Here is a 25,923-nt window from a genome sequence, read left to right on the forward strand (position 1 = left end):
GTTTCGGCGGCCATAGCGAGAGGGAAACGCCCGGCAACATTCCGAACCCGGAAGCTAAGACTCTCAGCGCCGATGGTACTGCAAGGGAGACCTTGTGGGAGAGTAGGACACCGCCGGACCCACATTAGACAGAATGCCCGACACCCCAACAGGTGCCGGGCATTCTGCATTTAACCAGCCAACCGACCTACGGTAGTGGGATGGTACAGAAGCAGTCGATCCGTGTTGTTGCGCTTGCGGGGGTGAGCGTTGTGGTGCTTGGTGGAGCGGTGCTGCTCGGGGCAGTGCGGAGCGCTCCAGCGGAAGCGCCGGTGCCGGCCGCCGTCGAGAGCCCGTTCCTTCCGGCGACAACTGCGGTGGGTGCTGTGAGCGCTCTGCCCTGGGCGCGTCCAGACGATCCGACGGGGCGTGCCGCTCTGGCGGGTCTCCGGATGCTGAAGACAGAGGGCACGGCGCTTCATCTGCACGCACACCTGACGGTGACGGTCGACGGTCAGGACGAGACGGTGCCTGCCGAGATCGGAATCGACAACCCGTCGGGCACCGTGTCGCCGCTTCACACGCACGACACGACGGGGATCATCCATGTGGAGTCGCCCGTGCAGGCGGACTTCACCCTCGGGCAGTTCTTCACCGAGTGGAACGTGGCGCTCGACGCGACGATCATCGGGGCCTACCCGAGTACTCCCACGGACACGCTCACGGTCTTCGTGAACCAGCAGCCGTTCACCGGGGATCCGGCCTCGATAGTGTTCACGAACAAGATGGACATCGACATCGTCGTCGCGCCGGTGGGAGCGGCCGTCGAGCCGCAGGCCCCCTTCGACTGGCCCGCCCAGTACTAGACGAGGCCGGTGTAACTGTCCCAGGCCTCGGCGGGGGCGGGGGCGACGTCATCCCGCAGCACAGTCGCCTGGATGAGGCCGTAGGGCCGGTCATCCGCGTTGAAGACCTCGTTGTTGTTCTCGACGCCGAAGGGGGCGAGGTTGTAGAGGAAGTGGTGCTTGTTCGGGGCGGAGAAGCGGATCTCGACGATGTCGTCGAACTCCTCGAGCACCGCCTTGCCCATTTCGTAGAGGGTCTGCTGCAGGGCCAGGGAGTGCACGGTGGCGAACGTGGAGACAAGGATCTGCTTGACCCCGGCGTACGCGGACTCCCAGCTCGTGGGCGTGCCGTTGAAACGCCACTGCGCGATGAGCGAGGTCGCCATGATGCGGTCGTTCGTGGGTTCGAGCACGGTGTACGGGTCCTGGTAGAAGCCGGTGAACTCCGAGCCGGTGGACTTCAGGATGGTCAGATCCTTGAATCCCGCAATGACTGTGGTCTCCCGGGTCTCGCCGCGGCCCGTGACCGTGATGGCTGCAGTGCGGGTCTCCTGGCCCTGCCGGATCCACGTGTGGTCGTGTTCGGAGCCGTCGACCAGCACGCGCTGCCAGGCGAACTCTTCGATCTCGACACGGGCGCTGTCGATGTGCTCGACGGTGTCGACGAGGTGGCTGCCGAGGGTCATCCCGTAGTCCTCGATCGAGACGAGCCCCTTCTCCTTCGCGAAAGCGTAGGCGGTCTGCTTCTGGCTGTCTGTCGGCAGCACCTTCGACTGGTCGCCGAACAGGTGGGCTCCGGCGAAGTCGCCGCGGAGCGCGGTCGACACGTTGATGTCGCGGATCTCATGGCGAGCATCGTCGCGGTAGATGCGCACGACCCGGCTCTCTGCTTTGCCGTACCGATTGGGGCCGAGGGTGATGGACACGGGGTGGGTCTCCTTAGGAGTGGGTGAGGGGAGAGGTGAGGAGGGTGCCCCGGAGGGCATGGGCCGCGACGGCCGGTTCGCGGGAGTAGACGGGCGCACCGGCCAGCCAGGTGACGTGCACCACGCCGGTGAGCTCAGAGCCCTCGAATGCGGTGAGCTTGTTCTTGTGCTCGAGTCGATCGGCCTCGACGGTGAAGGTCTCGTCGGGGGCGAACGCGACGAAGTCGGCCGCAGCTCCGGCCGTGAGAGTCCCCTTCTGGGAGAGACCGACGAGGCGGGAGGTGCCGACGCACATCCAGTCGAGAACCCGTTCGAGCGGGATGTTCTGGGCACGGGCGGCTGTCCAGACGGCGGGGAGACTCACCTGCAGACCGGAGATCCCGCCCCAGGCGAGACCGAAGTCACCGTCGTGGGCCAGCTTCAGTTCGCGGGTGCTCGGTGAGTGATCGGAGGCGATGAGGTCGATGTCGCCGTCGAGCAGTGCCTGCCAGAGTGCCTCGCGGTTGCTCCCCTCGCGGATGGGCGGGCAGCACTTGTACTGGGTTGCACCGTCGGAGATGTGCTCGGCGGCAAAGCTCAGGTAGTGCGGGCAGGTCTCCACGGTCAGGCGCAGACCTTCAGCCTTCGCGGCCCGGATGGCCGGCAGGGCGGAGGCCGCCGAAAGATGCAGGATGTGAGCGCGTGCGCCGGTCATCCGAAGGCCGTCGATGACGTGCTCGATCGCCGAGCGTTCGGAGGATTCGGGCCGGCTGGCGACGAAGTCCTCATAGCCCCGGCCGCCGTCGTTCTCGCTGGCCGCGAGCACCGCCGGATCCTCGGCGTGGACGATGAGCAGGCCGTCGAACTCGGCGAGCTCGGCGAGGGCCTGGTGGAGCTGCTCGGTGCTGAGGTGCGGGAACTCGTCGACGCCCGAGGGGGAGAGGAAGGCCTTGAACCCGAAGACTCCGGCCTCGTGGACTGCCCGGAGCTGACCGAGGCTCGACGGGATCGCGCCTCCCCAGAACCCGACGTCGACGGTGGCCTGCCGGACGGCTGCCGCGCGCTTCTGCTGGAGGGCATCCGGTGTCGTCGTCGGGGGGATGCTGTTCAGCGGCATGTCGATGATCGTCGTGACGCCCCCGGCGGCCGCGGCCTTCGTTGCGCTGGCGAATCCCTCCCAGTCGGTTCGGCCGGGCTCGTTCACGTGCACGTGGGTGTCGACGATTCCGGGGATGAGCACCTGGTCGGCGGGAAGGGTCAGGTCTTCAACGGTGTCGAAGGGCGCCCCGATGTCGGCAACGGCCTGCACGATGCCGTCTCTGACGACGAGGGCTGCCGGGCGGAAGGATCCGTTCACGAAGGCGCGTTCGGCGCGAATTACGAGGTCGTAGCGCTCGGTGCGACCCGACTGGCCGGTGGCAGGGGAGGATGTGGAGTGTGGTGCCATAATGCTGGTGTCTCAACCTGACTTTCGAGGGGAGTGCTGCGCGTGACGATACAGGCTCCGGCAGAGTTCACGTGTCCGAAGAGCATGGAGTACGGCCCCTGCGGTGGGGTGGAGCTCGATGGCAGCTGCGAGGTGTCGGAGCACCGGTGCGTGTTCGTGGACGCGGCGACCGTGCGCTGGCGCGGGGATGCGCCGCGCGGCGGGGGTGGCGCGGGTGAGGGTTCGCGGGGTGGCGCGGGTGAAAGGTCGCCTGGCCGCGCCGAGGGTGACGTGCGAAGCGGCGGGGGCGGCGAGCGGAGCAGCGCCGGCGGTGTCGCGATGCGCGAACTGTTGGCCGAGCGGCAGATCGTGGTGGCCGACTTTCCCGCGCGTGCTCTCGATGCCACATCGCTCGAGGAGTGCGCCGGGGTGCTGGCCGGCCGCGTCGATGCCGTTCTGGCGGGGGACTCCGGGGCGGAGCGGGTGCAGTTCTCGCCCACCTACCGGGCCGCGCTCATCCAACGCCTGGGGCTGGCGGTCTGGAGCGGGCTGAACTGCCGGGACCGCAACCGCGTGGCGATCGAAGGCGAGCTGGCAGGGCTCGCCTCCGTCGGGGTGGCCGGGGTGCACTGCGTGACCGGAGACCACACCCTGACGGGTGGACGACCGGATGCCCTGCCGGTGTTCGACCTGGATTCCACTCGGGTCGCGGCGCTCGCACGTGCGGCGGGTCATCTCGTCTCGGTGGGGGAGTCGCCCGCCACCCCGCCGGTGTCCGAGCGTGCCTCGCGGCTGGTCGAGAAGGAGCGGGCGGGCGCGGAGATCGCGTTCGTCAACCACGCGGGTGGGGTGCTGCCGGTGGCACGGTTCATCGCCGAGGTGCGGCGGCTCGAGGAGGAGGGCGGGCTGCGAGTGGCCGGTGCGGGAGCCGGTGGGTCGGCTGCCGGGGCGGGGCTCCGCTACATCGCGTGCGTACCTGTCGTGATCGACCGGGGCAGCGCCGAACTGCTGAAGACGTTCACGACGCTGGTGCTTCCGGACGGCTACCTCGACCGCATCCTGGGGGCGCGCGACGTGTACGCCGAGGGCATCGCCGCAGCGATCGAGCTCAGCCGGGGGCTGCTGGCTGTCGAGGGGATGGTCGGGGTGAATCTCTCGGGCGGACCCGAGCGGGGTCGCGAGGTGTTCTTCGCGGAGGCGCTGGCCAGCATCTCGGATGGTCTCGGCCTGAGGAGCCTCCAAGCCGGCACGGCCGGCTAGCCCGGCAGGGTGACGGTGGTCCATGAGCCGTCGGCCTCCCGGGTGTACTCCGTGCGCTGGCTCGCGGTGTCGGGACGCCCGTGCCAGAGGGTGACGCGCCGCGGCCGGAGGAGGATGCCCACCCACGTCTCCGGGGGCGTGAGGGAGCCGGGTTCGTGCGAGGCCGTGAAGGCCGCCCAGCGGGTGAGCCGGTCATCCAGAGGCAGCTGGGCGAACGCGGGATCGTTCAGCTGGGCGAGCACCTGCAGGTAGGGGGATCGTTTCGCGTAGACGCGGGCGAGCGAAGCCTCGTCGGCGGGTTCGGTGTCTCCCGCGACGGTGAGCTGGCGACCGAGCTCCGGCCAGGCGACGGTGAACGAGGCGCGAGGGAGTGCCGTGAGCTCGGCGATCTTTCGGGAGCGGGAGTCGGTGTGGAAGGAGAAACCGCTGTCGTCGAACTCGCTGAGAAGAACATGGCGCACGTCGGGGTAGCCGTCGAGACCGATGCTCGACAGGGCCACGAGCGGCCGGACGGGATCGTCGTTGGCGGGGAGCCACCCGGCCAGTACGTCGCCGAACGGGCCCATCAGGTGACCTTGCCGGCGCCCGCCACGGCTTCCGCGCCCTCTGCCGGCAGCTTGCCCGGGTTGAGGAGACCCTCGGGGTCGGTGTCGCGAGCGAGACGACGAGTGCGCTCGACCTCGTGGTCGACCTCCCAGTGGTGCGGATTGTGGGAGCCGACACCGATCGCGTCGAGCGCGGCGAACCCGGCATAGACCTGTTCGGGGCTCTCGTAGATGCCGGCGAGCATGCCGATCGGGCGGCCGTGCTGGGCTTCGATGTGCAGCATCCCCCCGGTGTACACCGCATGCACTTCGTCGATGCGCTCGACCAGTGCGTGGCCGGCGACTTCGACGTGGAAGTACTTTCCCGGGTCGCTCTTCTGCAGCCACTCGATGGGGTGGTTGTAGGAGAGCATGCTGATCTTCATCGAGGCCTGTGGGCCTTCGCGCACGTCCTCGATGCGTCCGCCGGCGCCGAAGATGAGAGCGGTCGCCGCCTCGACGGTCGACTCGTCGAGGATCGCGCGGAGACTGGCGCGGTCCTTCGGGATCGCGGCGTCGTCGGGGAGGGCATTCGCGAGCACAGGCAGGTCGGCCGAGACGAGGCGGGGGGTGGGTTCGAGGTCGCCGATCTCACGGATGACACTCAGCGCACCCTCGAACGTGTCGAAGCTGGCGTAGAGTCCGCGCCAGTTCTGCAGGGGCTCGAGTTGCAGAGTGGCCCGGGCGATGATGCCGAGGGTGCCGTAGGTGTGCACGTAGGGCTCAGCGGCCTCGCCCTCGACGTGGATGAGCTGGGCATCCGGAACCGCGTGCACCACGTCGAGCGCGGTGACGAAGCCGGTGTGGTTCGATCCGTGCTTGATCGAGCCCGTGCCACCGGATCCGCCCGACAGGAAGCCACCGATGGAGGACTGGGCCGTCGAGGGGTACATCAGGATCTGCTGGCCGGCGGCATTCGCGGCCTGCTCGATCATGACCATGGGTGTTCCGGCCTCGACGGTGATGAAGCCATCGCCGACCTCGATGACGCCGCGGGCCTTCGACATGTCGAGCACGAGGCCGCCCCGCATCGGGATGCCCTGGCCGTAGTTGCCGGTGCCCTTGCCGCGCGGGGTGATCGGCACGTGGTGGCGAACGGCAGCGCCGATGACTTCGGCGATCTGCTCGGCGCTGGTGGGGAAGGCGACGAGGTCGGCGAGGCCGAGGGGCAGCTGGGCCATCAGGATGGGGGAGAGGTAGGCGCCGTCTACGGAGGCCTTCTCTCGGGCCCGGAGTTCGACGGTGACGGCTTTGTCGCCGAGCAGTTCGCGGAGCTCTGCGGCGAGAGCGTCGGTGTTGGTCGTCATGCGGATGTCCTCAGGTGGGTTCTGATCAGGATGCGGAGAAGCCGATGCGCTTCTGGGGTGCGGCAGGGCTGAAGCGGGCGATCTCGGCGAGGGCGGCGGCGGCCTGCGTGACGTTGTTCTCGAAGTGCGCCTTTCCGAACTCGGCCGTGGCTGTGGTGGGGTCGCCGATGACACCGCTGGCTGCGAAGTCGTTGCTGACCCAGCCGAAGCTCACCGGTTTGCCGAATCCGACGTAGTCGTAGTCCAGCAGGTGCTCGGGCACACTCCGAACGGCCAGGCTCATGTCGACGAGGTCGGGGCGGAGGTGGAGCACCACACTGGTCTCGACGTGGCCGCCGTGGATTCCGAGGCCGGACTCGGTCTCGCCGGACTTCGCTCCACCGTTCGCGGGCATCTGGCCGCCGATGAGGAAGGTCTGCAGTCCGAAGCGGCGGCGGAGTTCGCGGCACGCAACCTGCAGCAGGGCGACGTTGCCGCCGTGGCCGTTGTAGAAGACGAGTTTCGTGCAGGGCGTCTGGGCGAGGGATTCGCCGATCTCGACGATCGTCTGCATGAGCGTCTCCCAGCTCAGCCAGACGGTACCCGGCGCCCAGTGGTGCTCGTCGGATTTCGTGTAGGCCAGGCCCGGCAGCAACCACGCGTTGACGCCGCCGGCGGCGGCGAGTTCGACGGCAGCTTTCGCCGACTCCTCGGCGACGAGGAAGTCGGTCGAGAGCGGCAGGTGCGGTCCGTGGTGCTCGATCGCGCCCGTCGGCAGCACCACGATCGAGTCCTGGCGGAGGGCTTCGACGGCGGCGAGGCTGGAGAGTTCGACGAGGTTGCGGGGCATGTGGTGGTCCTTGCGGTGGTGGTGCGGGGTGGTGGCGGGTGCGGTACGAGGCGGGTGCGGTTGGAGGCGGGTGCGGTTGGAGGCGTTGGGCTCCGAGGCGCGGCGGGCGGACTGCTCAGTGCATGATCATGCCGCCGGTCACGTTGATGGCCTGCCCGGTGAGGTAGTCGGCGTCGGAGCTTGCGAGGAAGGCGGCCACACCGGCCACATCCTCCGGCTGGGCGAGGCGGCCGAGAGGGGAATAACTCGACCATTCCGCGACATCCGCCTCGGTGCGGGTGGCCGCGCCCATCTCGGTGAGCACATAGCCGGGGCAGATGCAGTTGGCGGTGATCGCCTCGGGGCCGAGTTCGAGGGCGGTGACGCGGGTGAGCGAGATGACGGCTGCTTTGGATGCGGCGTAGTGGGCCTGGCCCGCGCCACCGGTCTTGCCGCCCATGCTGGCCATGTTGATGATCTTGCCGGGGGCAGTGCTACCGGCCAGGCGTTGGTCGATCATCCGTTTCGCCGCCACCTGCGTGGTGACGAGCATGGCCCGGGTGTTGATCCGGAACATCGCGTCCCAGTCGTCGACCGTGATCTCGAGCAGCGGTGCGAAGCGCAGGATGCCCGCATTGTTGACGAGCACGTCGATGCCGCCGAGCGAGTCGATCGCCTCGGTGAGCACAGTGCGGGTGTCGGCCTCGTCGGAGAGGTCGACCCGGAAGAACCTGCCGCCGATCGTGGCGGCGGTGGCCCGGCCGGGCTCTTCGAGCAGGTCGAGGATGGCGACATCCGCACCCTCTGCAGCGAAGCGGCTGGCAATGGATGCCCCGATCCCCCGGGCTCCGCCGGTGACCACGATGCGTCGTCCCTGGAGGCGGGCAGTGGGCACCGGCGGAGTCTCGGTCATCGGACTACTTCAGACCGATGGAGGTGTCGATGAACTCGTTCGTGAAGATGTCACTCGCGACGAGTCCCGACTTCACAGCCTTGCCGCCGGCTGCGTAGATGGGGGTGTCGACGTCGATGATCTTCTTCACGTTCGCCTCATCCATGTCGCCGATGGTGCTGTTGGAGCCGTTGCCGACGAGGCCGAGGTCCTTCTGGGTCTTGACCGAGTAGTCGGCCATGCCCTGCGAGTAGACCCAACCGGTGTTGAACTGGGTGACCAGGTCGAGGATCAGCGTGTTGACGGCGTCGGGGCTGTCGAAGTAGTCGACCTCCGCCTGCTGCAACACGGGCACGAGTGCCTTGAGGCAGCCCGACATGGTGCTGAGGTCACCGGTGCGCACGGACACGGCTGAGGCGTAGACCGGGTAGCCGGCGTCGGCGAGGGTCTGGTAGGCGACGGGCTTGCCCCAGGCCGGAACCTCGTTCTGATACTGGTACGGCTCGGCGCTGGCGAAGCCCTGCTGGCCCGCCTTGCCCTGGTCGGCGACGAAGCTGGCGGGGGTGCCGTCGTAGCTGCCGTCGGTCTGGTCCTTCGAGAGGAGGCCCGCACTGATCAGGTACTCCATGTACGCAGACCCGCCGAAGTAGCGAACGATCGCACCCGTCTTGCCGAGGTCGGCGATCGTCTTGACGTCGGGGTAGGTGGCCGGGTCCCACATGATCATCAGCGGGGTCTTGTCGAGCGGCGCGAAGACGGCCGTGGTGGGCTGGTCCGCCGAGAGCTGCACGGCCTCGTCGGTGGTGACGTAACCGAGGGTGATGCTCGGGTCGGCGTACAGCTGGCTGGTCACCGTCTGGAAACCGATTGCCGGGCCGCCGGAACGGATCTCGACATTGACGCCGGTCGACACGCCCTTGGAGTACAGGGGGCCGGAGACCGACTTCTTGTTCGAGTCGATGACCGGGTTCGGGCCGAGCAGTTCGTACAGGTGGCCGTGCTCGGCCTCCGGGTTCCAGTCGGTCTGGATGACGACGTTTGCCGGGCAACCGGCCGCGGCCAGGTCGATTCCGCCGGCGGCGGCGCTCGCTGCGGGGGTGCTTGCTGCGCCTCCTGAGCTGCAGGCCGCGAGGGTGGCCATGCTCAGAACGGCAAGGCCGCTGGCGAAAGCGACCCTCTTGGACTTCTTCAGCATGAGTTCTCCTTGGGATGGGTGCAGGTGCTGTGCTGTGCGGATGGTGCGGGTGGGACAGTTGTGGGCCGGATGACCGCGGAACGGCCATCCGGAACCGCGCTCGGAATCAGCTGAAGTCGTACCACTTGCCGACGGTGCGGCGACCGAGGAGGCCGAAGAGCCAGAAGACGAGAACGCCGAAGAGGGCTGCGGTGATGATCGTCGCGAAGAGTTGTTCACCCTGCAGGCGTGAGCTGTAGTTGCTGATCAGGATGCCCAGGCCCGGTGTGCCGCGGCGGAAGAACTGGTCGCCGACGATCGCACCGACGACCGCGAGTCCGGCGGAGATGCGCATGCCGGCGAAGATCGCGGGCAGGGCTGCCGGGAAGGAGAGCTTGGACAGTGTGGTGAAACGGCTCGCGCCCTGGAGCGTGAACAGCTCACGGTGGCCCTTGTCGACGGACTGCAGGCCGAACAGCGTGTTGTTCACCATGGGGAAGAGGGCGATCATCACGCAGACGAGCACACGGGACTGGAACTCGTACCCGAACCAGAACCCGATCAGAGGAACGAGGGCGAGGATCGGTATGCACTGCAGGATGACGGCGTAGGGGAAGAGGGAGCGTTCGATCCACTTCGCCTGCGACATGGCGATGGCCCAGACCACGCCGATCACGATGGCGATCGCCAGGCCGAGCATCGAGACGATGACCGTCTGCCAGAGCGCCACGATGAGGGCGTTGAAGGAGAGCGGATCGATGAACCCCTTCATCACGATGTCCTGGGGCAGGGGGAGGAGGAACCGCAGGTTCGGGTTCAGCACGAAGAGGCTGATCAGGTACCAGACGGCCACGATCACCAGGAAGACGACAAGCGGCGGCAGCCACGTGGTCCTCCGACGCTTCCTGCCTTTCGGCTTCGCGACGGTCGCGGTGACGGCGAGCCCGGGCGTCGGGTGTGCCTGAAGCTCGTCGGTTCCGTCGGTCACTGTCTTCTCGTTCGAGATGGTGGTCATGAGTGGCCGTGTCCCTTCCGGAGTGCGTGAGCGACTTCGCCGACGAGCGCGGCGTATTCGGGGGTGAACCGGATCTCGGGATCGCGGGGCTGCGGGAACGGCACATCGAAGGTCTCGACGATCTTGCCGGGCCGACCCGACATGACGACGACCTTCGTCGACATGTAGACGGCCTCGGAGACGGAGTGGGTGATGAAGAGCCCGGCGAACTGCTTCGCGTTGAACAGCCTGATGAGTTCGTCGTTGAGGCGCTCGCGGGTGATCTCGTCGAGCGCACCGAACGGTTCGTCGAAGAGGAACAGCTCGGGATCCAGGGTGAGGGAGCGGGCGAGGCTCGCGCGCATCTTCATGCCACCGGAGAGGGCTTTCGGCAAGTGCTTCTCGAAGCCCTTCAGGCCGACGAGGTCGATCGCGTCCTTCGCTTTCGCGGCACGATCCTTCTTGCTCTCGCCGTGCAGTTCCGCGAGGAGTTCCACATTCGCTGTGACGTTTCGCCACGGCAGCAACGTCGCATCCTGGAAGACGTAGCCGATGCGGTCGGTGCCGAGGGCCACTGTGCCGTCCGAGGCGGTCTCGAGCCCGGAGGCGATCCGGAGCAGGGTCGACTTGCCGCAGCCCGAGGGGCCGACGACGGTGACGAACTCGCCGCGCTTGACCACGAGATCGACACCCTGCAGGGCGATGGTGCCATCGGGGAACGTCATCTCGACGTTGGCGAAGTCGAGGAGGGTATCCGACGTCGCGCGGGTGGGGGCATTCGGTGCGGGTGCTGTCACAGTCATTTCAGCTACCTCGTTTCCACTAGTGAGGGGTGGTGTGCGGGCGTGGGCTCGGCGACGTTGTAGCTCACCGTGCTCTGGGCGACAAGTGTGCCGGCGTGGATGACGTAACGGTCGGCGGAGGCATTGGCGACGGCGTCCGAGAGGTTGGTGGCGCGCACGGCGAGGAACTCGGCGCGGGCACCCACAGCGACGCCGGCGACCGGGAGCGCCATGACGTCACGGGCTCCGTCGGAGACCGCCGAGTAGGCCTCGTCGAGGGTGAGGTGCCCGGCGATCACCAGCAGGGAGGCGGTCTCCAGAGCGTCACTCCGGCCGACCGGGTTGAAGGGATCGCGCACGTTGTCCGCACCAGCTGCGAACCGGATGCCGCGGTCGAGCACAGCGCGGACCGCGGTCAGCCCACGCGGGGTCGACACCGGGTGCTCCCAGCCCTGAAGGTAGAGGTTCGTGATCGGGTTGCTGATGATCCCCAGGTTCGAGGCCTCGACTTCGTCGAGAACGTCGGAGACCTCATTCGGTGCCAGCGTGCCGAGACGCACGCAGTGGCCGGCACTCCGATTCCGCTCAGCAGGCCAGTCACGAACCCCCCGGGCGAATTCGGCGAGGGTCAGGGCGCCTTCCAGGTTCTCATCGGTGTGGATGTCGACACCGACGCCCTTCCGTTCGGCGAGGCGCAACAGGCGCTGGAGGTCGGCGCTCGGGTCGAGGGCGAGGTGCGGGGAGCCTCCGACGAGGTCGACTCCGAGATCGATGGCGGCTTCGATGTCGGCGTCGGGAACGTCGGAGCCGGCGAGGGCCACGAGTTCGATGTCCATCAGGCCACGGAGCTCCTCACGCACCTGCACCAGTGCGTGCACCCCGCGGAGAGGTTCGTCGCCCAGCAGAATGTCGACGTGGCTCCGCACGGCAGTCGTTCCCTGGCGGAGCATGAGGAGGGCCGCGGTCCTGGCCCGCTCTGCGATGCTCGCGGTCGACATCGTCGCCGCGTAGGCGCGCCAGGCCAGGATGGCCGAGACCAAGTCGCCCATCGGCGGGTTGATCGCGTCCCAGGAGAGCGCCTTGTCGAGGTGGGCGTGCGGGTCGGCCGGGGCCGTGAGCAGCAGGAAGCCGGTCAGGTCGATCGTCGCACCGGGTTCGGGCGATTCCGCGTCTGATGTCACGTCGAACGAGTGTGCGGGCGAGACCGCGGCGACGGTGTCGCCATCCAGAAGCACATCGCAGGTGGACCCGTCGGGCAGGGTCGCGTTTGTCAACAGGGTGACCCTCAGAGGAAGAGTATTCACGGCTGCACAAGCTCCTGACGGCACACGGATGTTGATGTGTTCAACATGGACGAACTTACGTTTGGTGCGTTTCCAACGTGTAACGCAGGCATTTCGCCCTGATAAATACCGGGGAGTCCGATTGTCCTAACCCCGTCGCGGGCGGTTACTGTCTCTGCAGAGGCGTCGGAAGGAGGCCCACATGACACCCGTCACCGAGGCACTCGACACTCAGACCAGACAGCTGGGAGCGGCCATCCGCGCTGCCCGGCTTTCGAAAGCGTTGACGCTGGTCGAGTTGGCTCGCCTGGCCCAGCTGTCGCATCCGTTCCTCTCGCAGCTCGAACGCGGTCACGCCCGGCCGAGCATGGCGTCGCTCGAGCGGATCGCCCGGGCTCTCGAGACCAGCCAGCTCGACCTGCTGGCTGGCGCAGCGGATCTCGCGGCCGACGATCCGGAGCTGCTCTGGGGGCCCGTCACCGTGACCGCCGGGGCCCTGGTGCCGCCGGCGCGCCTGCCGCGCCGGGCCGAGTTCGTGAGGCGGGGCGAGGGCACGATCGGTCCCTACGCCGAGGGCAGCGCCCGGTTGCTGGTCGGTGCCCGCGCCCGGTTCCAGCCGATGGAGTTCACCGGGGCGAATGTCGTCTTCGGGGATTTCTATCACCACGCGGAAGACGAATTCGTCACCGTTGTCGAAGGTAGAGTCGTGGTCGACCTCTCCGGCGACGGCGAATTCGTGCTCGGCTGCGGCGACTCGGTGTACTTCGAGGGCGGCACCCTGCACCGTTGGCGTTCTGCAGGCGAGGGTACCTACCGGCTGTTGATCGTGAAGCAGCGTTTTCAGAAAGAGCAACCGTGAACGTTCATCCCCTGCCCTCCGTCGATGTGATCGTGACCGACCGGCAGAGTGTCGCCGACGACATCCTGCTGCTGACCCTGGCTGCGGCGGGCGGTGGCGACCTGCCGGAGTGGAGCCCGGGCGCGCACCTCGACCTGATGCTGCCCAATGGCGTCGAACGGCAGTACTCGCTCTGTTCCGACCCCGCCGACAGGGGCAGCTGGCAGGTCGCGGTGCTCCGCGAGAGTGGTGGGCGGGGCGGTTCCGAGTTCGTGCACGCGACCCTGGCCATCGGTGAGACGCTGCGGGCACGGGGGCCGCTGAACCACTTCGCGTTCGAGGCAGCCTCCTCCTACGTGTTCGTTGCAGGCGGGATCGGGATCACGCCGCTGCTGCCGATGATCCGCGAGGCCGCTCGGGCCGGTGCGCCCTGGACGTTGGCCTACGCGGGGCGGTCGGAGGGATCGATGGCCTTCGTGAAGGAGCTCGTGGGCGAGCATGCGGAGCACGTCAGCGTGTACACGAGCGAGGCGGGCGAACGACTCGCGCTCGATGACCTGTTTGCTGCGGCTCCCGCGGGCGCGCAGGTGTACTGCTGCGGCCCGGCTCGGCTGCTGGATGCGGCCACCGCCCGCTCGACAGAGCTCGGCTGGCCGGCCGGGCGACTTCGCCTCGAACGCTTCGAGGCGAAGTCGACGGGTGCGCCTGTGCTCTCCGACGCGTTCGAGGTCGAACTGGAGTACTCGGGACTCACGCTGACCGTCCCGCCGGAGCGGAGCATCCTCGATGTGGTCGAAGAAGCGGGCGTGCTCGTGCTGTCGTCGTGCCGGGAGGGAACGTGCGGCACCTGCGAGACGCCGGTGGTCTCGGGCGAGGTCGACCACCGCGACTCGGTGCTGACGCCCGAGGAGCAGGCCGACAACGAGGTCATGATGATCTGTGTGTCGCGGGCGGCCTCGGCAAAGTTGGTGCTGGAGCTCTAGCCGCGACCGGTGCCCAGGGTGATCCGCGGGTCAGCGGGCGTGGCGGGCGCCAAGCAGCGACTCGAGATCGGCCGCGATGGTGCGCTCGTCGTGGCCGACGAGCTGGTAGTCGCGCACGACCACGCGGCCGGCCACGACGACGTGCTTGGGGCGCCGGCCGGGGTTCGCCCAGAGGAGGCCCGCGACTCTGTCCGCCACGGCAGCATCGGCGACGCCCGACACATCCCAGACGCAGAGATCGGCGGCATCGCCCGGGGCCAGGGAGCCGAGTTCGGGCCGGCCGAGGCCGAGGGCCGAGCCCTTGGTGGCCAGGCCGAGCACCTCGCGGGCGGGGATCGGCGCTCCCACCAGCGGGGCGATCTGCATCGCCAGCCGGGCGTCGGCGAGCAGATTCGAGGCATCGTTGCTGCCGCCGCCACTCGTGCCGAGACCGACGGCGATGCCGGATGCCCGGAGCGCCGCCACGGGCGCGATGCCCCAGCCCATCGGGAGGTCGCAGGCCGGGGCATGCGTTGCTGTCACGCCACTCGCTGCCAGGCGGGAGATCTCGTCGTCGGTGACCGCGCAGAGGTGGGCGAGAGTGACGTCGGGAGCGAGCCAGCCCCAGTCGTCAAGAAGGTCGATGGGTCGCCGACCGTACTTCTCGAGGGCGATCACCACGTCGACCTGCTCATTCGCCTGTGTGCGGCGGCGGAGCCCGTGGCGTGCGGCCACTTCGCCCAGCAGCCGGAACGTCTCCGGGCTGTCGCTGTGCACGCCCGCGGGGCCGACGGCCACCTGCAGCATGCCACCCTGCCGGATGCCGCCGGGCGCGCCGGGCACGAGGGCTGCCACGATCGCCTCCGCCGAGAGGGCAGCCTGCTCCGCATCGTCGCGAGCCGATCCGCGCACGAAGACCAGCCGGGCTCCGAGGTCGGCGGCGGCGCTCGCGGCGGCCCGGGCGATGCCGACAGTCAGGTCGATGTCGGTGTTGCCGGGCCCTCCCGGCCAGTTCAGGTGGTGGTCGGCGATCGTCGTCACGCCGCTGAGAAGGCTCTCGGCCAGCCCGGCGCGGGCGGCAGCATATTCCAGCTCAGGATCTATGCCTGCGCGCGCATACGCCGCAGCCATGGTGGGGAGCCACGTCGCCATCGGCACTCCCCGCGTGCCGGGCAGGGTGCGGAACGCGGTCTGCAGCAGGTGATGGTGGGCGTTGACGAGACCGGGGGTGACGATGCATCCGGAGGCGTCGAGCGTGTCGAAGGTCTCGTCGTCGGGGCCGGTGTGGCGGGCATCCGGAGCCGAGACGACGGCGTTCTGCAAAAACAGGTCACCGCCTGATTCGGTTTCATCGTCGATGAGGATGGCGAGGGCGTGGTGAACGGTGAGCATGAATGAGTTCTAACATTCTTTTGTGTCACGCTGATGACGCGCTCGTTCCAGGCAGGGAAGGACAAGGGATGCTCGAACTCTCCGGAGCCCTGCTCGAACTGCTCCACTGCGGGGAATCGGTGGCCGTGGCGACGGTGACCCGCATCGACGGCAGCGCGCCGCGAACCCTCGGAACGGCGATGGCGGTCGACCTGCGCGGGGCGGTGATCGGCAGCATCTCCGGCGGCTGTGTCGAGGGGGCCGTGTATGAAGCGTGCCAGGAGGTTCTCGCTTCGGGTGTTCCGACGCTGCAGGAGTTCGGCTACACCGACGACGACGCGTTCGCGGTGGGGCTCGCGTGCGGCGGTCGCCTCGAGGTGATCGTGCAGCGGCTTGACGCGGCGGGCAGCGGCGCTGCCCTGCTGGACGAGCTGCGGGCCTCGGCGGCGGGACAGCCAGCGGGTGTCGTGCTAATCACGAAGGGGGCCACGCTCGGCACGCTGCTGACCGGCGGGAGCGAGCTCACAGCTGTGCCGGGGCTCAGTGTCGACAGTGTGCGACGGCTGCTGGCCGAGCTCGCGGCTCGCATCGCCTCGGGGCGCTCGGGCGTGGCAGTGGTCGACTGCGAGGACGGTCCCGTCGAGGCGCTCTTCGTCGTGGCAGCGGTGAAGCCGCGGATGATCGTGTTCGGTGCGGTGGACTTCTCGGCCGCACTCGCGAATGCGGCGGTGCTTCTCGGCTACCGTGTGACGATCTGCGACGCCCGCCCCGTGTTCGCGACGGCAGACCGGTTCCCGGCAGCCGACGAGGTGGTCGTCGAATGGCCTGCTGACTACCTCGCCCGAACCGACACGGACTCCCGAACGGTCGTTGTGGTGCTCACGCACGACGACAAGTTCGACGTGCCGCTGCTGCAGGTGGCGCTCGGGCTGCCACTCGCCTATGTCGGAGCCATGGGTTCGCGCCGCACCCACGATCGGCGGCTGGATGCTCTCACCGCGCTCGTGCCGCAGACGTCGCTTTCGCGGCTGCACTCGCCGATCGGGCTCGACATCGGGGCGAGCACACCCGAGGAGACCGCGGTGTCGATCCTGGCCGAGATCGTGGCGACCCGGAACGCCGGTTCGGGCTCGCACCTGCGGAGCCTGAGCGGCCCGATCCACCGCTCCGCGCCCCTTCATGCCGTCAGCGGCATATAGCGACCGGAGCCGGGTCAGCCGTGCAGCAGACGCCAGACGCGGTCGCGCGAGATCGGGAGTTCGTAGGGGCGCACACCGATCGCGTCGCGCACGGCGTTCGCCAGAGCGGCCGGCACCGGGTTGTAGGGGGATTCGCTCATCGATTTGGCGCCGAACGGACCGAGACCGTCCGTGGTCTCGGCGAAGTAGACCTCGGTGACCGGCAGGTCGGCTATCGATGGCAGGTGGTAGTTGCGGAGCACCGACGTGAGCACCTCGCCGTCATCGCCGATGATCAGCTCCTCGAACATGGCGGTGCCGAGCCCCTGTGCGACTCCGCCCTCGACCTGGCCGCGGCACTGTTCGGGATTGATCACGAAGCCGGCGTCTGCACCGTGCGCGGACTGCAGGATGCGGATCTCACCCGTTCCGGTGTTCACCGCGACGCGGAACGCGTGCACGTTGAAGGCGAGCGAGCGCTGGGCGCCGTCGTGCTCACCCGTGGCCGTGATGCCGTCGGGGGTGGCGAGGACACGGGCCCGGCCGCCGGGGATCGACACGGTCTCGGGCACGAGCGCCGCCGTGGCCGCCGGAGCGGCGAACGCAGCCACCTCGGCGAGCGGCACGAAACGGTCACCGGAACGAAGACCCTCTGATTCGAGCATCCACTCGTCGACAGGGATGCCCGTGACGGCGGCTGCGGATTCCCGGAGCTTCAGGGCGAGCGCCGTTGCCGCGGCGAGCACGGCCCTGCCCGCGACGACGGTGCCGGCTGAGCCGAAGGCCCCCGTGTCGTAGGGCACGACGTCGGTGTCGGACTGGCGGATGACCAGCAGGGCCGGCTCCGTGTTCAGGGCCGTCGCGGCGAGCTGCGTGTGCACTGTCGTGGTGCCGTTGCCGAATTCGGCCGTGCCGACGCTCAGGGTGTAGACGCCGTCGAGACCGAGGGTGACCGACGCCTCCGCGAAGTGACCGCGCGGGGGGATCGTGGCGATCATCGCCGTGGCCATGCCCTCCCCGACCTTCCACTCGGAGCCTTCAGGGGCGGCGACTCCGTTGCCCCGTTCGAGAGCCGACTGAGCGAGGTCGAGCACCTGGTCGAGACCGTAGCTGCCGCCGAAGACGAGGTCGTCGCCCTCGACGTGGGTGACGACGAGGGGGTCGTCCGGCCCCACGGCGTTCAGCCGCCGCAGATCGAAGGGGTTCATGCCGAGGGCGATGGCGAGATCATCCATCGCCGACTCGACGCCGAAGATCACCTGGCCGAGACCGTAGCCACGGAATGCGCCCGAAGGCATGTTGTTCGTGTAGACAGCCTCGGCATCGACCCGCTTGTTCGGTGAGTTGTAGAGGCTGACCGACTCGGCGCAGCCGTGGAACATCGTGCCCGGCCCGTGGTTGCCGTAGGCTCCGGTGTCGCTCAGCACCTCGACGTGCATCGCGGTGAGGTGGCCGTCACGGGTCGCGCCGAGGGTGACGCTGGTGCGCATCGGGTGACGGCAGGGCACGACGGTGAGTTCGTCGGTGCGGGTCATCTCGTACTGCACGGGGCGACCGGTGGCGAGCACGGCGAGGGTCACGAGGTCTTCGGTCTGGATCTCCTGCTTGCCGCCGAAACCACCGCCGACCCGCGTGGTGAATACGCGCACCCGGTCGAGTTCGAGCTCGAATATGCGCGCGATCTCCGTCTGTACGAGAAAGGGCACCTGCGAGCTGGTGCGGAGCGCGAGGCGTCCGTCGTCATCAAGCCAGCCGAGCGTTCCGTGGGTCTCCAGGGCGCTGGCCGAGATGCGGGCGGTCTGCCAGGTTCCGCTGACGGTGACGTCGGCAGCTGCCAGGCCCTTGGCCAGGTCGCCGTACTCTCCGTGGAGCTCGGCGACGAGGTTGCGGGCCGGGTCGGCGATGCGGGAGACGTGGGCGTCCTTGTCGGCGTGGAGCGCCGGGGTGCCGGGCTCCTGTGCCTGGGCGGGGTCGAAGTTCGCCGGCAGCACGTCGTAGGTCACGTCGAGCAGGCGGCAGGCCTCCTCGGCGATGCTCAGCGATTCGGCGACGACGACCGAGACGCGCTGGCCGCGGAAACGCACGACGCTGTCGAGGATGAGTGTGTCGTCGGGATCCTCGGTGCGGTTCTGGTGCCGGGCGGTCGAGAAGAGGGTCTGGGGGACGTTCTCGTGGGTGAAGACGGCTGCGACGCCCTCGAGGGCGACGGCTGCCGCGGTGTCGATCGAGGTGATGCGGGCGTGCGCGTGCGGGCTCCGCAGCACGACCAGGTGCAGCAGGCCGGGCATCGCGAGGTCGAGGGTGTAGCGCTCCTGCCCGGTGACGATGCGGGCGCCGGCGGGTGCCCGCACGGAGGTGCCGACCGAGCGGATGACCGGGGTGGGGCCTGGGCCGCCGGTGTCGGTGGGGGCGTCGATGTCTGTGGAGGCGGAGGTGCCGGGTGTGGCGCCGGTGGCGCGCTCAGGGGAGGGTGCGGTGCCGGCTGCAGCGCGCGCGGCGGTGGCCGGGCATCCGGAGCCGCCGTGGCCGGCGCAACCGGCACCGGATGCGCCGGGGGAGCCCGCGCCGGCCGCGCGACCCGCGCAACCGGCCTGCGTGACGTTGGCGACCCCGTGCAGGGCGTCATTGATCGCCCGGTAGCCGGTGCAGCGGCAGAGGTTGCCCTTCATCAGGCGCGGAAGGTCGGCCGGATCAGCATCTGTGAGCGTGGACGCCGTGACGACCATGCCAGCCGTGCAGAAGCCGCACTGGAAGCCGGCCGCGTCGACGAAGCGCTGCTGAACCGGGTGCAGATCTTCCAGCGTGCCGAGCCCGGCGACGGTGGTGACAGCTCGGCCCGCGACACGGTGCGCGGGGTAGACGCAGGAGTGGATCGGCGTTTGATCGACGAGTACGGAGCACGCGCCGCAGTCGCCGGTGTCGCAGCCCTTCTTGACCTCGAAGTGCTCGTTGTCGCGGAGCAGGGTGCGAAGCGACTGACCCGCGCGCGGGTTCGCCTCGAGGGTTTCGCCATTGACGTCGAATTTCATGCGAGCTCCTCGAGGATCTCAGCGGCCAGCAGGGCGCTCACACTCCGGCGCCAGTCGGCGGCACCGTGCGCATCCGTGAACCATTCGGTGATCGCCAGCACATCGCCTTCGAGCTGGGCGGCGTCGGGCAGGGTCTCGTAGCGCAGCTGGAGGGGGCGGACCGTGCCGGCTGTGACGGTGAGCACGAACGACCCGGAGGGGGAGCGTCGGCCGAGGAGAACGGCGCCGGAGCGGCCGAGGGGCGAGAGGGCGATCTTGCGGAACGCGACGCGGGAGAGCAGGGATTCGAGCGGAACGGTGATCGAACGCAGAACGTCGCCGGGCTCCAGCACGGTCGTCTTGTTGCCCGTGATGAACCGGGTGACGGGCATCCGTTCGTCGCTCCCGTCGGCACGCCAGACGAGCGCTTCGCCGTCGAGGGCCGAGGTGAGGGAGGTCATCGGGCCGGCGGGAAGGGCTGCGGAGAGGTTGCCGCCGACGGTCGCGACGTTCCAGACCTTGAACGAACCGTACAGTGCCGTGCAGCATTCGAAGAAGGCGTGCTGGGCGGCCCAGCCCGGCTGCTGGGGGAGTCGCGAGAGCTCGGCGAGCGTGCAGGTGGCGGCGATCTCGAGGCCGTCGGCGGTGACGGTGAGAGATGGCCAGCCCATCGTGAGCAGGTCGACGATGGCGGTGAGGTGGTGCTGCGGTTCGCCGTAGAGAGCGGAGCCGCCGGCCAGGGGGGCGACCGTCGGCCCGAGGGCAGCGAGATCGGCGCGGGTGCGCGCGGGAATGACGTCGGCGACGGTGTTGAGATCCACGGTGGCCCCTTCTGCTGGTGCTGAACGACCTGCCCACGATGGGGACGGACACGACCGGCCCAGCGTAGCGCGGACCCCTGCCAGCGAACCGCAGGAAGATGACGAACGTGTAAACCGGGGCGGTTGGTGTCCGCCGGCGGGGCACGCGGTGCGTAAAAGAGGATGACGGCGGAGCGGCGTCGCCCTCCGCCGTAGCGCCGCGCTGATCCTCTTCTGCGCGGGCTGATGGGCGCCGGGAGGGGGCGGGCTGCGTCAGCCGATGGAGCCCACCCATTCAGCGGTGCCGTCGGTGAAGAACTGTTCCTTCCAGATCGGCACGCGCGCCTTCACCTCGTCGACCAGGGCCGCGCAGGCTGCGAAGGCGGCGCCCCGGTGCGCTGCGGAGACGGCGCAGGCGAGCGCGACGTCGCCGATGTCGAGATCGCCGATGCGATGTGCGACTGCCAGCCGGGTGCCCGGGTGGGCTGCGGCGACGTCGTCGGCCACCTGGCGTATGACCTCGCCGGCAGACGGATGCCCGGAGTAGCTCAGGCGCGTCACCCCGCGCCCGTCGTCGTGGTCGCGGACGATGCCGCCGAAGGTGACGACGGCTCCGTCGGAGTCGGTGGTCACGTTCTCGACGCACGACTCCACGCTGATGGACTCCTCGCTGACCACCGCGAAGGCCACCCGGCCTGGCGTGCTCCGGTCGTCGAGGTCGAAACCGCCGGTCTTGCTGCTGCCGGGCAGCTCGGCGCCGTCTGGCGCGCGGCCGCCGGTCCCCGTGGGTTCAGTCGGTGCGTCGATGATCGCCTCCGTGAAGTTGGTCGACCATGTGGTCGAGAACGTCGTCGAGCAGGCCCAGGCCGTCTTTCACCCCGCCGCTCGAACCGGGCAGGTTCACGACGATCGTGGATCCCGCAACGCCGGCCACCCCGCGGGAGAGCAGGGCGCTCGCGACCTTCAGGCCTCCGCGCCGCCGCAGTTCCTCAGAGAAGCCCGGTATCTCGTAGTCCAGCAGCTCGCGGGTCTGGTCGGGCGTGCGGTCGTGGGGGTGGATGCCCGTTCCCCCGCTCGTCACGACCAGATCGGGCCGCGCCTGTAACAGGGACGCAATCGCCGGGCCGACCCCGGGGCCGTCGGGTTCGACAAGGCACTCGAGCACCGACCATCCCCGGTTCGTCGCCCACCGTTCGATCAGCGGACCGGTCACGTCTTCGTAGGTGCCCGCGGCGGCGCGCGTAGACACGATCAGGATGCTGACGGCGCTCACGAGGCATCCCCGCCTGGCTGGGAACCGGGCCGCACCCAGTCCCCGCTCTTGCCGCCGCTCTTCGAGACCACCCGGATGTCGGTGATCGTGGCGAGCTTGTCGACCGCCTTGATCATGTCGTAGAGGGTGAGGGCTGCGACGCTGGCCGCGGTCAGCGCCTCCATCTCGACACCGGTCACCCCTGTCGTCTTCACCGAGGTGTGGATGATCACCCTGTCGCTCTGCGGCGTGAAGTCGACCGTCGCACCCGACAGGGGCAGGGGATGGCAGAGCGGGATCAGCGCCGAGGTCTGCTTCGCCCCCATGATGCCGGCGATCCGTGCTGTGGCGAGCGCCTCGCCCTTCGGGAGCTCTCCTGCCACCAGCAGCGCGATGACATCGGGCCGGGTGATGAGGGTCGCCTCGGCGTGCGCGATGCGCTTCGTGACGGCCTTGTCGGTGACGTCGACCATCAGCACGGCACCGTCGGGGCGTACGTGGGTGAGAGCTGCTCCGCCTGCGTCGGCTTTAGTGCCAGCGCCGGTCGTGCGGGCAGCACCCTGTGCCGGGGCATCGCCGGTCGTGCGGGCGCCGTCAGTCATCGATCCTCCAGATCATCACCGGGTCGCCGGCGTCGAGATGCTCCACGTCAGCCGGAAGGTGCACGAGGGCATTCGACGTGGCGTACGAGTGCAGCAGGTGGGAGCTCGGGCCGCCGACGAGGGCGACTGTGCCGTCGTCGGCGACGAAACCGCGCCTGACCTGGTAGGTCGCCGCGGGCGAGTCGACGGCCTCGGCGAGCATCGCGACTTCGCGGATGCGTTCCGCCGGTTCGAGCTGGGCCGTGCGCCGGAGGATCGGGCGCACGAACATCTCGAACGAGACCAGGGCGCTCACGGGATTGCCGGGAAGGCAGAGCGTCGGGCGCGACAGCGGCGTACTGGGGGCCGAGGAGGGGATGACGGCGAGACCGAGACCCTGCGGGCCGCCCGGCTGCATCGCGACCGAACCGAACTGCACGCCGAGGGGAGCGAGCGCGTCGCGCACGACCTCGCGCGCACCCGCGCTGACCCCTCCGACGGTGATGATGAGATCGGCCGTCGGACCGTGCTGGTTCAGGATGCCGAGCAGCACAGGAGCGTCATCCGAGCGGCAGGCGACAGCCGTCACCTCGCAGCCGGCGTCGATGAGGGCGATGCTGAGGGCCACACTGTTGGAGTCGTAGATCTGGCCGACGCCGAGAGTGGAGCCGGCCTCCCTGATCTCGTGCCCCGTCGAGACGAGCAGAACGCGCAGTCGTTTCACGACGGCCACCTCGGTGAGGCCGGTGCCGGCGATCACACCGAACTGGGCGGGGCCGAGGGTGCTGCCGGCGGAAAGGAGCACGTCACCGGCCGCGACATCGCTGCCGGTGCGCCTGATGAAGGCTCCGGGCGTGACCGGCGAGGTGAAGGAGACACTCGGGCCTGCGAACGTGTCGGGAGCAGCAGGCGGACGCGACCCGCCAGCCGCCTCGGCCGCATCGCCCGCGCCGGCCGCGTCGGGGCGCGCGGAGGATCCGGTGACTGCACTGGCTCCGCCCGTCTCGGGAGAACCTGCCGCCGGTGCTTCGACGCCGCTCAGCTCGGCTCCCAGGATCAGATCGGGTTCGAATGCCAGCCGCAGCGCCTCCGCGTCGGGGAAGACCGGCGGCAGGGCCGACTCGATCGGAACGATCGCATCAGCGCCGAGGGGCACGGGAGCGCCCGTCATGATGGGCGCGGCCGTACCGGAGACGAGCGGCAACCCGCCGTCGCCCGCCGCGATCTGGCGGGCGACCCGCACCGACACCGGATGCTCGGGCGAGGCCGTCACGAGGTCGAACCACGACACGGCGTAGCCGTCCATCTGCGAGTTGTCGAAGGAGGGCAGGTCTGTCGGCGACACGACATCGACCGCCAGCACCCGGCCGCGGTAGTCCCCGGGGCGTGCCGCCATGCGGGACGGCGACACCACGAGCGCCTCGCTGGCGCGGTTCTCCGCGAGCGGGGCGAGCAGCAGCTCGACGGCAGCACGGTGTTCTTCGAGGGGTCGGCGTTTCACGGTTCCATCCTGCCGCACTCCTCCGACACTCCGGGAGCGGGCGCCCAATCTGTGGTGCGGGGGACTCCGGCACCCGGATGCCCTTCTACACTGGGACGACTATGACCGTCATGCTGGGTGTACCCGAGGTGCGAGCAGCACACCGTGCCGTGCCGGGCGGGTCCGCGTCATCCGGAGCCTCCTCGCGGCCCGCGGTACCCGGCCTCCTCGACACGTTCGGGCGCACGGCCACAGATCTCCGCATCTCGCTCACCGACCGCTGCAACCTCCGCTGCACCTACTGCATGCCGGCTGAGGGCCTGCCCTTCCAGCCTCCCTCGACGCTCATGCAGCGCGACGAGATCGTGCGGCTCGCCCGCCTCGCCACCGAGGCGCTCGGCGTCCGCCAGGTGCGTTTCACGGGGGGCGAGCCGCTGCTTCGCAAAGACCTGGTCGAGATCATCCGCGATGTGGCTGCTCTGGATGCCCGCCCCGAGATCTCGCTCACCACCAACGCCATCGGGCTCTCCGGTCGCGCCACAGCTCTGGCCGAAGCGGGTCTCGACCGGGTGAACGTGTCGCTTGACACCATCTGCCCGGAGACCTTCGCCATCATCACCCGCCGCCCGTTCCTCGAACGGGTGCTGAAGGGCATCGACGCGCTCGGCCTGGCGGGCATCCGGCACACGAAGATCAACGCGGTGCTGCTGCCGGGCATCAACGACACCCACGGCCCCGACCTGCTCGAGTGGGCGCTCGCCGGAGGACACCAGCTGCGGTTCATCGAACAGATGGCGCTCGACGCAGACCATGTCTGGGACCGCGCTGCGATGATCACGGCCGAGCAGATCCGAGAGCGGCTCTCGGAACGCTTCGAGCTGACCCCGGATGCCGCTCCCCGCGACGGCGCACCCGCCGAGCTCTACCGGGTGAAGCGCCGCGGCGCCTCCGTCGACGACCCGGAACTCGGAACCGTGGGCATCATCGCCTCGGTCACCGAAGCGTTCTGCGACGACTGCCGCCGCACCCGGCTCACCGCAGAGGGCGGAGTGCGCAGCTGCCTCTTCTCGCACACCGAGACCGACCTGCTCGGGCCGATGCGTGCGGGTGCCGGTGACGACGAGATCGCGGACCTCTGGCGCCAGGCGATGTGGGCGAAGCCCGCTGGGCACGAGATGAACCTCATCGGGTTCCAGCAGCCCGACCGGCCGATGAGCGCGATCGGCGGCTGAGACGGGTGCAGGTTCGAGTGCGATACTTCGCCGCAGCAAAAGCCGCGGCCGGCGTGGCGGAAGACGTGCACGATCTGCCGGGCGGGAGCACGATCGACGGCCTGCTGGTCGCGGCGGGGCTCGGCGGGCATCCGGTGATCGGCCGCAGCAGTTTCCTCGTCAACGGTGTCACGGTGTCGGCTCCGGCACCCACCCGGGTTCTGGTCGACGGCGACAGGCTCGACGTCCTCCCGCCGTTTGCGGGAGGCTGATTCAGCGCGTGATCCAGGCAAGCCTGAACGGGCCGTTCTCGAAGGACGACCACCCCGCTGTTCCCGTCACGAGTGCGGAGCTGGCGGCGGATGCGCGGGCGTGTGCCGCCGCCGGTGCGCGGGGTTTCCACGTGCATCCGAGGTCCGCTTCCGGAGCCGAGACGCTCGAGCACACCGTTCTCGACCAGGTGGTGCGCGCCGTGAAGGCCGCGCAGCCGCATCCGGTGGGGGTCGGGTCCGGCGCGTGGATCGCGGGGGACGTCCTCCGCCGGTTCGAGTTCGTCTCACAGTGGACGCAACCCGACTTCGCGTCGGTGAACCTCGCCGAGGAGGGTGCCGTTGCGCTCATCCGTCGACTCACCGAACGCGGGATCGCCGTGGAGGCGGGTGTCTGGACGGTGGGCGACGCCGAGTTCCTGGTGGCGAACGACCTGTCGCCGAGCCTTTTGCGAGTGCTCATCGAGCCGGTGGAGCTCGACCTGACTGTGGCGCTCGAGATCGTGGCGGAGATCCACGGGGTGCTCGACCGCGGGCGAGTGGAGGTTCCGAGGCTCCAGCACGGCGACGGCGAGGCGACCTGGGTGCTGCTCGAAGACGCGGCCCGGCGCGGCGTCGACACGCGCATCGGGTTCGAGGACACCTTCCACCTGCCTGACGGTCGCGTGGCGGAGTCGAACGCAGAACTGGTGCGCGCGGCGGTCGCGATCGTCGGGGAGCCCTGACGAGGCCCG

General features: G+C 69.1%; 25 protein-coding genes and 1 rRNA gene. 9 read left to right on the top strand and 17 right to left on the bottom strand.

The window, feature by feature from the left end:
• Nucleotides 1-2: 2 nt before the first annotated feature.
• Together rrf and B7R21_RS05485 are read left to right on the top strand one after the other, a co-directional pair.
• Nucleotides 3-119: ribosomal RNA gene (gene rrf, locus B7R21_RS05480) — 5S ribosomal RNA — on the top strand.
• A gap of 81 nt (nt 120-200) precedes the next feature.
• Nucleotides 201-845, top strand: a complete 645-nt coding sequence (locus B7R21_RS05485) for a hypothetical protein (RefSeq protein WP_147305817.1) — start codon at nt 201-203, stop codon at nt 843-845.
• Here B7R21_RS05485 and pucL read toward each other — a convergent pair.
• Both pucL and allB read right to left on the bottom strand, forming a co-directional pair.
• Nucleotides 842-1,750, bottom strand: a complete 909-nt coding sequence (pucL, locus tag B7R21_RS05490; RefSeq protein WP_253259661.1) for a factor-independent urate hydroxylase — start codon at nt 1,748-1,750, stop codon at nt 842-844. The two genes, B7R21_RS05485 and pucL, sit on opposite strands and share 4 nt — an antisense overlap.
• Before the next feature lie 13 nt (nt 1,751-1,763).
• Nucleotides 1,764-3,176: an allantoinase AllB gene (gene allB, locus B7R21_RS05495; protein ID WP_116282253.1), complete on the bottom strand. Its 1,413-nt coding sequence runs from the start codon at nt 3,174-3,176 to the stop codon at nt 1,764-1,766.
• A 42-nt stretch (nt 3,177-3,218) separates the two neighbouring features.
• Between allB and B7R21_RS05500 the strand changes: the two genes are divergently transcribed.
• On the top strand, nt 3,219-4,415 hold the full coding sequence (locus B7R21_RS05500) for a methylenetetrahydrofolate reductase C-terminal domain-containing protein (RefSeq protein ID WP_253259662.1): 1,197 nt from the start codon (nt 3,219-3,221) through the stop codon (nt 4,413-4,415).
• Here B7R21_RS05500 and B7R21_RS05505 read toward each other — a convergent pair.
• From B7R21_RS05505 to B7R21_RS05540, 8 genes are all read right to left on the bottom strand, one after another.
• Nucleotides 4,412-4,981, bottom strand: coding sequence for a pyridoxamine 5'-phosphate oxidase family protein (locus B7R21_RS05505; RefSeq protein ID WP_116282255.1), 570 nt, complete (start codon nt 4,979-4,981; stop codon nt 4,412-4,414). The two genes, B7R21_RS05500 and B7R21_RS05505, sit on opposite strands and share 4 nt — an antisense overlap.
• Nucleotides 4,981-6,306, bottom strand: a complete 1,326-nt coding sequence (locus B7R21_RS05510) for an FAD-binding oxidoreductase (RefSeq protein WP_116282256.1) — start codon at nt 6,304-6,306, stop codon at nt 4,981-4,983. Before B7R21_RS05510 ends, B7R21_RS05505 begins: the two co-directional genes overlap by 1 nt.
• A 25-nt stretch (nt 6,307-6,331) precedes the next feature.
• Nucleotides 6,332-7,135 carry a creatininase family protein gene (locus B7R21_RS05515; protein WP_116282257.1) on the bottom strand — a complete coding sequence of 268 codons (804 nt, stop codon included), beginning with the start codon at nt 7,133-7,135 and terminating at the stop codon, nt 6,332-6,334.
• Nucleotides 7,136-7,250: 115 nt separating this feature from the next.
• Nucleotides 7,251-8,027: an SDR family NAD(P)-dependent oxidoreductase gene (locus B7R21_RS05520; RefSeq protein ID WP_116282258.1), complete on the bottom strand. Its 777-nt coding sequence runs from the start codon at nt 8,025-8,027 to the stop codon at nt 7,251-7,253.
• Between the two features lie 4 nt (nt 8,028-8,031).
• On the bottom strand, nt 8,032-9,201 hold the full coding sequence (locus B7R21_RS05525) for an ABC transporter substrate-binding protein (protein ID WP_116282259.1): 1,170 nt from the start codon (nt 9,199-9,201) through the stop codon (nt 8,032-8,034).
• A 106-nt stretch (nt 9,202-9,307) separates the two neighbouring features.
• Nucleotides 9,308-10,195: an ABC transporter permease gene (locus tag B7R21_RS05530; RefSeq protein WP_116282260.1), complete on the bottom strand. Its 888-nt coding sequence runs from the start codon at nt 10,193-10,195 to the stop codon at nt 9,308-9,310.
• Nucleotides 10,192-10,977, bottom strand: coding sequence for an ABC transporter ATP-binding protein (locus tag B7R21_RS05535; protein ID WP_116282261.1), 786 nt, complete (start codon nt 10,975-10,977; stop codon nt 10,192-10,194). The genes B7R21_RS05530 and B7R21_RS05535 overlap by 4 nt, the downstream gene beginning before the upstream one ends.
• A gap of 5 nt (nt 10,978-10,982) precedes the next feature.
• Nucleotides 10,983-12,230 carry an amidohydrolase family protein gene (locus B7R21_RS05540; RefSeq protein WP_216364121.1) on the bottom strand — a complete coding sequence of 416 codons (1,248 nt, stop codon included), beginning with the start codon at nt 12,228-12,230 and terminating at the stop codon, nt 10,983-10,985.
• A 211-nt stretch (nt 12,231-12,441) separates the two neighbouring features.
• On the opposite strand from B7R21_RS05540, the gene B7R21_RS05545 reads away from it, so the two are divergent.
• Both B7R21_RS05545 and B7R21_RS05550 read left to right on the top strand, forming a co-directional pair.
• The gene (locus B7R21_RS05545; protein ID WP_116282263.1) at nt 12,442-13,098 is read left to right on the top strand and encodes an XRE family transcriptional regulator; all 657 of its coding nucleotides are present in this window, start codon (nt 12,442-12,444) and stop codon (nt 13,096-13,098) included.
• Entirely contained in the window at nt 13,095-14,060 is a 966-nt protein-coding gene (locus B7R21_RS05550) for a PDR/VanB family oxidoreductase (protein ID WP_116282264.1), read from the top strand. The genes B7R21_RS05545 and B7R21_RS05550 overlap by 4 nt, the downstream gene beginning before the upstream one ends.
• 30 nt (nt 14,061-14,090) lie before the next feature.
• Here B7R21_RS05550 and B7R21_RS05555 read toward each other — a convergent pair whose 3' ends face one another.
• Nucleotides 14,091-15,431 (bottom strand): amidohydrolase family protein, encoded by a 1,341-nt coding sequence (locus tag B7R21_RS05555; protein WP_116282265.1) that lies wholly within the window; start codon nt 15,429-15,431, stop codon nt 14,091-14,093.
• Between the two features lie 68 nt (nt 15,432-15,499).
• Between B7R21_RS05555 and B7R21_RS05560 the strand changes: the two genes are divergently transcribed.
• Nucleotides 15,500-16,609: an XdhC family protein gene (locus B7R21_RS05560; protein WP_116282266.1), complete on the top strand. Its 1,110-nt coding sequence runs from the start codon at nt 15,500-15,502 to the stop codon at nt 16,607-16,609.
• Nucleotides 16,610-16,623: 14 nt separating this feature from the next.
• Here the strand turns inward: B7R21_RS05560 and B7R21_RS05565 are convergent, their stop codons facing one another.
• The 6 genes from B7R21_RS05565 to B7R21_RS05590 form a co-directional block, all read right to left on the bottom strand.
• Nucleotides 16,624-19,617: a molybdopterin-dependent oxidoreductase gene (locus B7R21_RS05565; protein WP_116282267.1), complete on the bottom strand. Its 2,994-nt coding sequence runs from the start codon at nt 19,615-19,617 to the stop codon at nt 16,624-16,626.
• Nucleotides 19,614-20,417: an FAD binding domain-containing protein gene (locus tag B7R21_RS05570; protein ID WP_116282268.1), complete on the bottom strand. Its 804-nt coding sequence runs from the start codon at nt 20,415-20,417 to the stop codon at nt 19,614-19,616. The genes B7R21_RS05565 and B7R21_RS05570 overlap by 4 nt, the downstream gene beginning before the upstream one ends.
• A gap of 252 nt (nt 20,418-20,669) precedes the next feature.
• A complete protein-coding gene (locus B7R21_RS05575; protein ID WP_116282269.1) occupies nt 20,670-21,086 on the bottom strand; it encodes a molybdenum cofactor biosynthesis protein MoaE in 417 nt (138 codons plus the stop codon).
• Nucleotides 21,087-21,186: 100 nt separating this feature from the next.
• A complete protein-coding gene (locus B7R21_RS05580; RefSeq protein ID WP_216364123.1) occupies nt 21,187-21,669 on the bottom strand; it encodes a MogA/MoaB family molybdenum cofactor biosynthesis protein in 483 nt (160 codons plus the stop codon).
• Nucleotides 21,666-22,250, bottom strand: coding sequence for a cyclic pyranopterin monophosphate synthase MoaC (gene moaC / locus B7R21_RS05585; RefSeq protein ID WP_116282270.1), 585 nt, complete (start codon nt 22,248-22,250; stop codon nt 21,666-21,668). The genes B7R21_RS05580 and moaC overlap by 4 nt, the downstream gene beginning before the upstream one ends.
• Nucleotides 22,243-23,730 (bottom strand): molybdopterin molybdotransferase MoeA, encoded by a 1,488-nt coding sequence (locus B7R21_RS05590; protein ID WP_147305818.1) that lies wholly within the window; start codon nt 23,728-23,730, stop codon nt 22,243-22,245. The genes moaC and B7R21_RS05590 overlap by 8 nt, the downstream gene beginning before the upstream one ends.
• A gap of 101 nt (nt 23,731-23,831) precedes the next feature.
• Between B7R21_RS05590 and moaA the strand changes: the two genes are divergently transcribed.
• Genes moaA through B7R21_RS05605 form a run of 3 tightly spaced genes read left to right on the top strand, consistent with a single transcriptional unit; the run spans nt 23,832 to nt 25,914 of the window.
• A complete protein-coding gene (moaA, locus tag B7R21_RS05595) occupies nt 23,832-24,941 on the top strand; it encodes a GTP 3',8-cyclase MoaA (RefSeq protein ID WP_116282272.1) in 1,110 nt (369 codons plus the stop codon).
• A gap of 5 nt (nt 24,942-24,946) precedes the next feature.
• Entirely contained in the window at nt 24,947-25,192 is a 246-nt protein-coding gene (locus B7R21_RS05600; protein WP_116282273.1) for a MoaD/ThiS family protein, read from the top strand.
• Between the two features lie 8 nt (nt 25,193-25,200).
• Complete coding sequence (locus tag B7R21_RS05605; protein WP_172592068.1) at nt 25,201-25,914, top strand: 3-keto-5-aminohexanoate cleavage protein; 714 nt, start codon at nt 25,201-25,203, stop codon at nt 25,912-25,914.
• Nucleotides 25,915-25,923 lie beyond the last annotated feature (9 nt).

Source organism: Subtercola boreus (assembly GCF_003399625.1).
GTDB lineage: Bacteria > Actinomycetota > Actinomycetes > Actinomycetales > Microbacteriaceae > Subtercola > Subtercola boreus_C.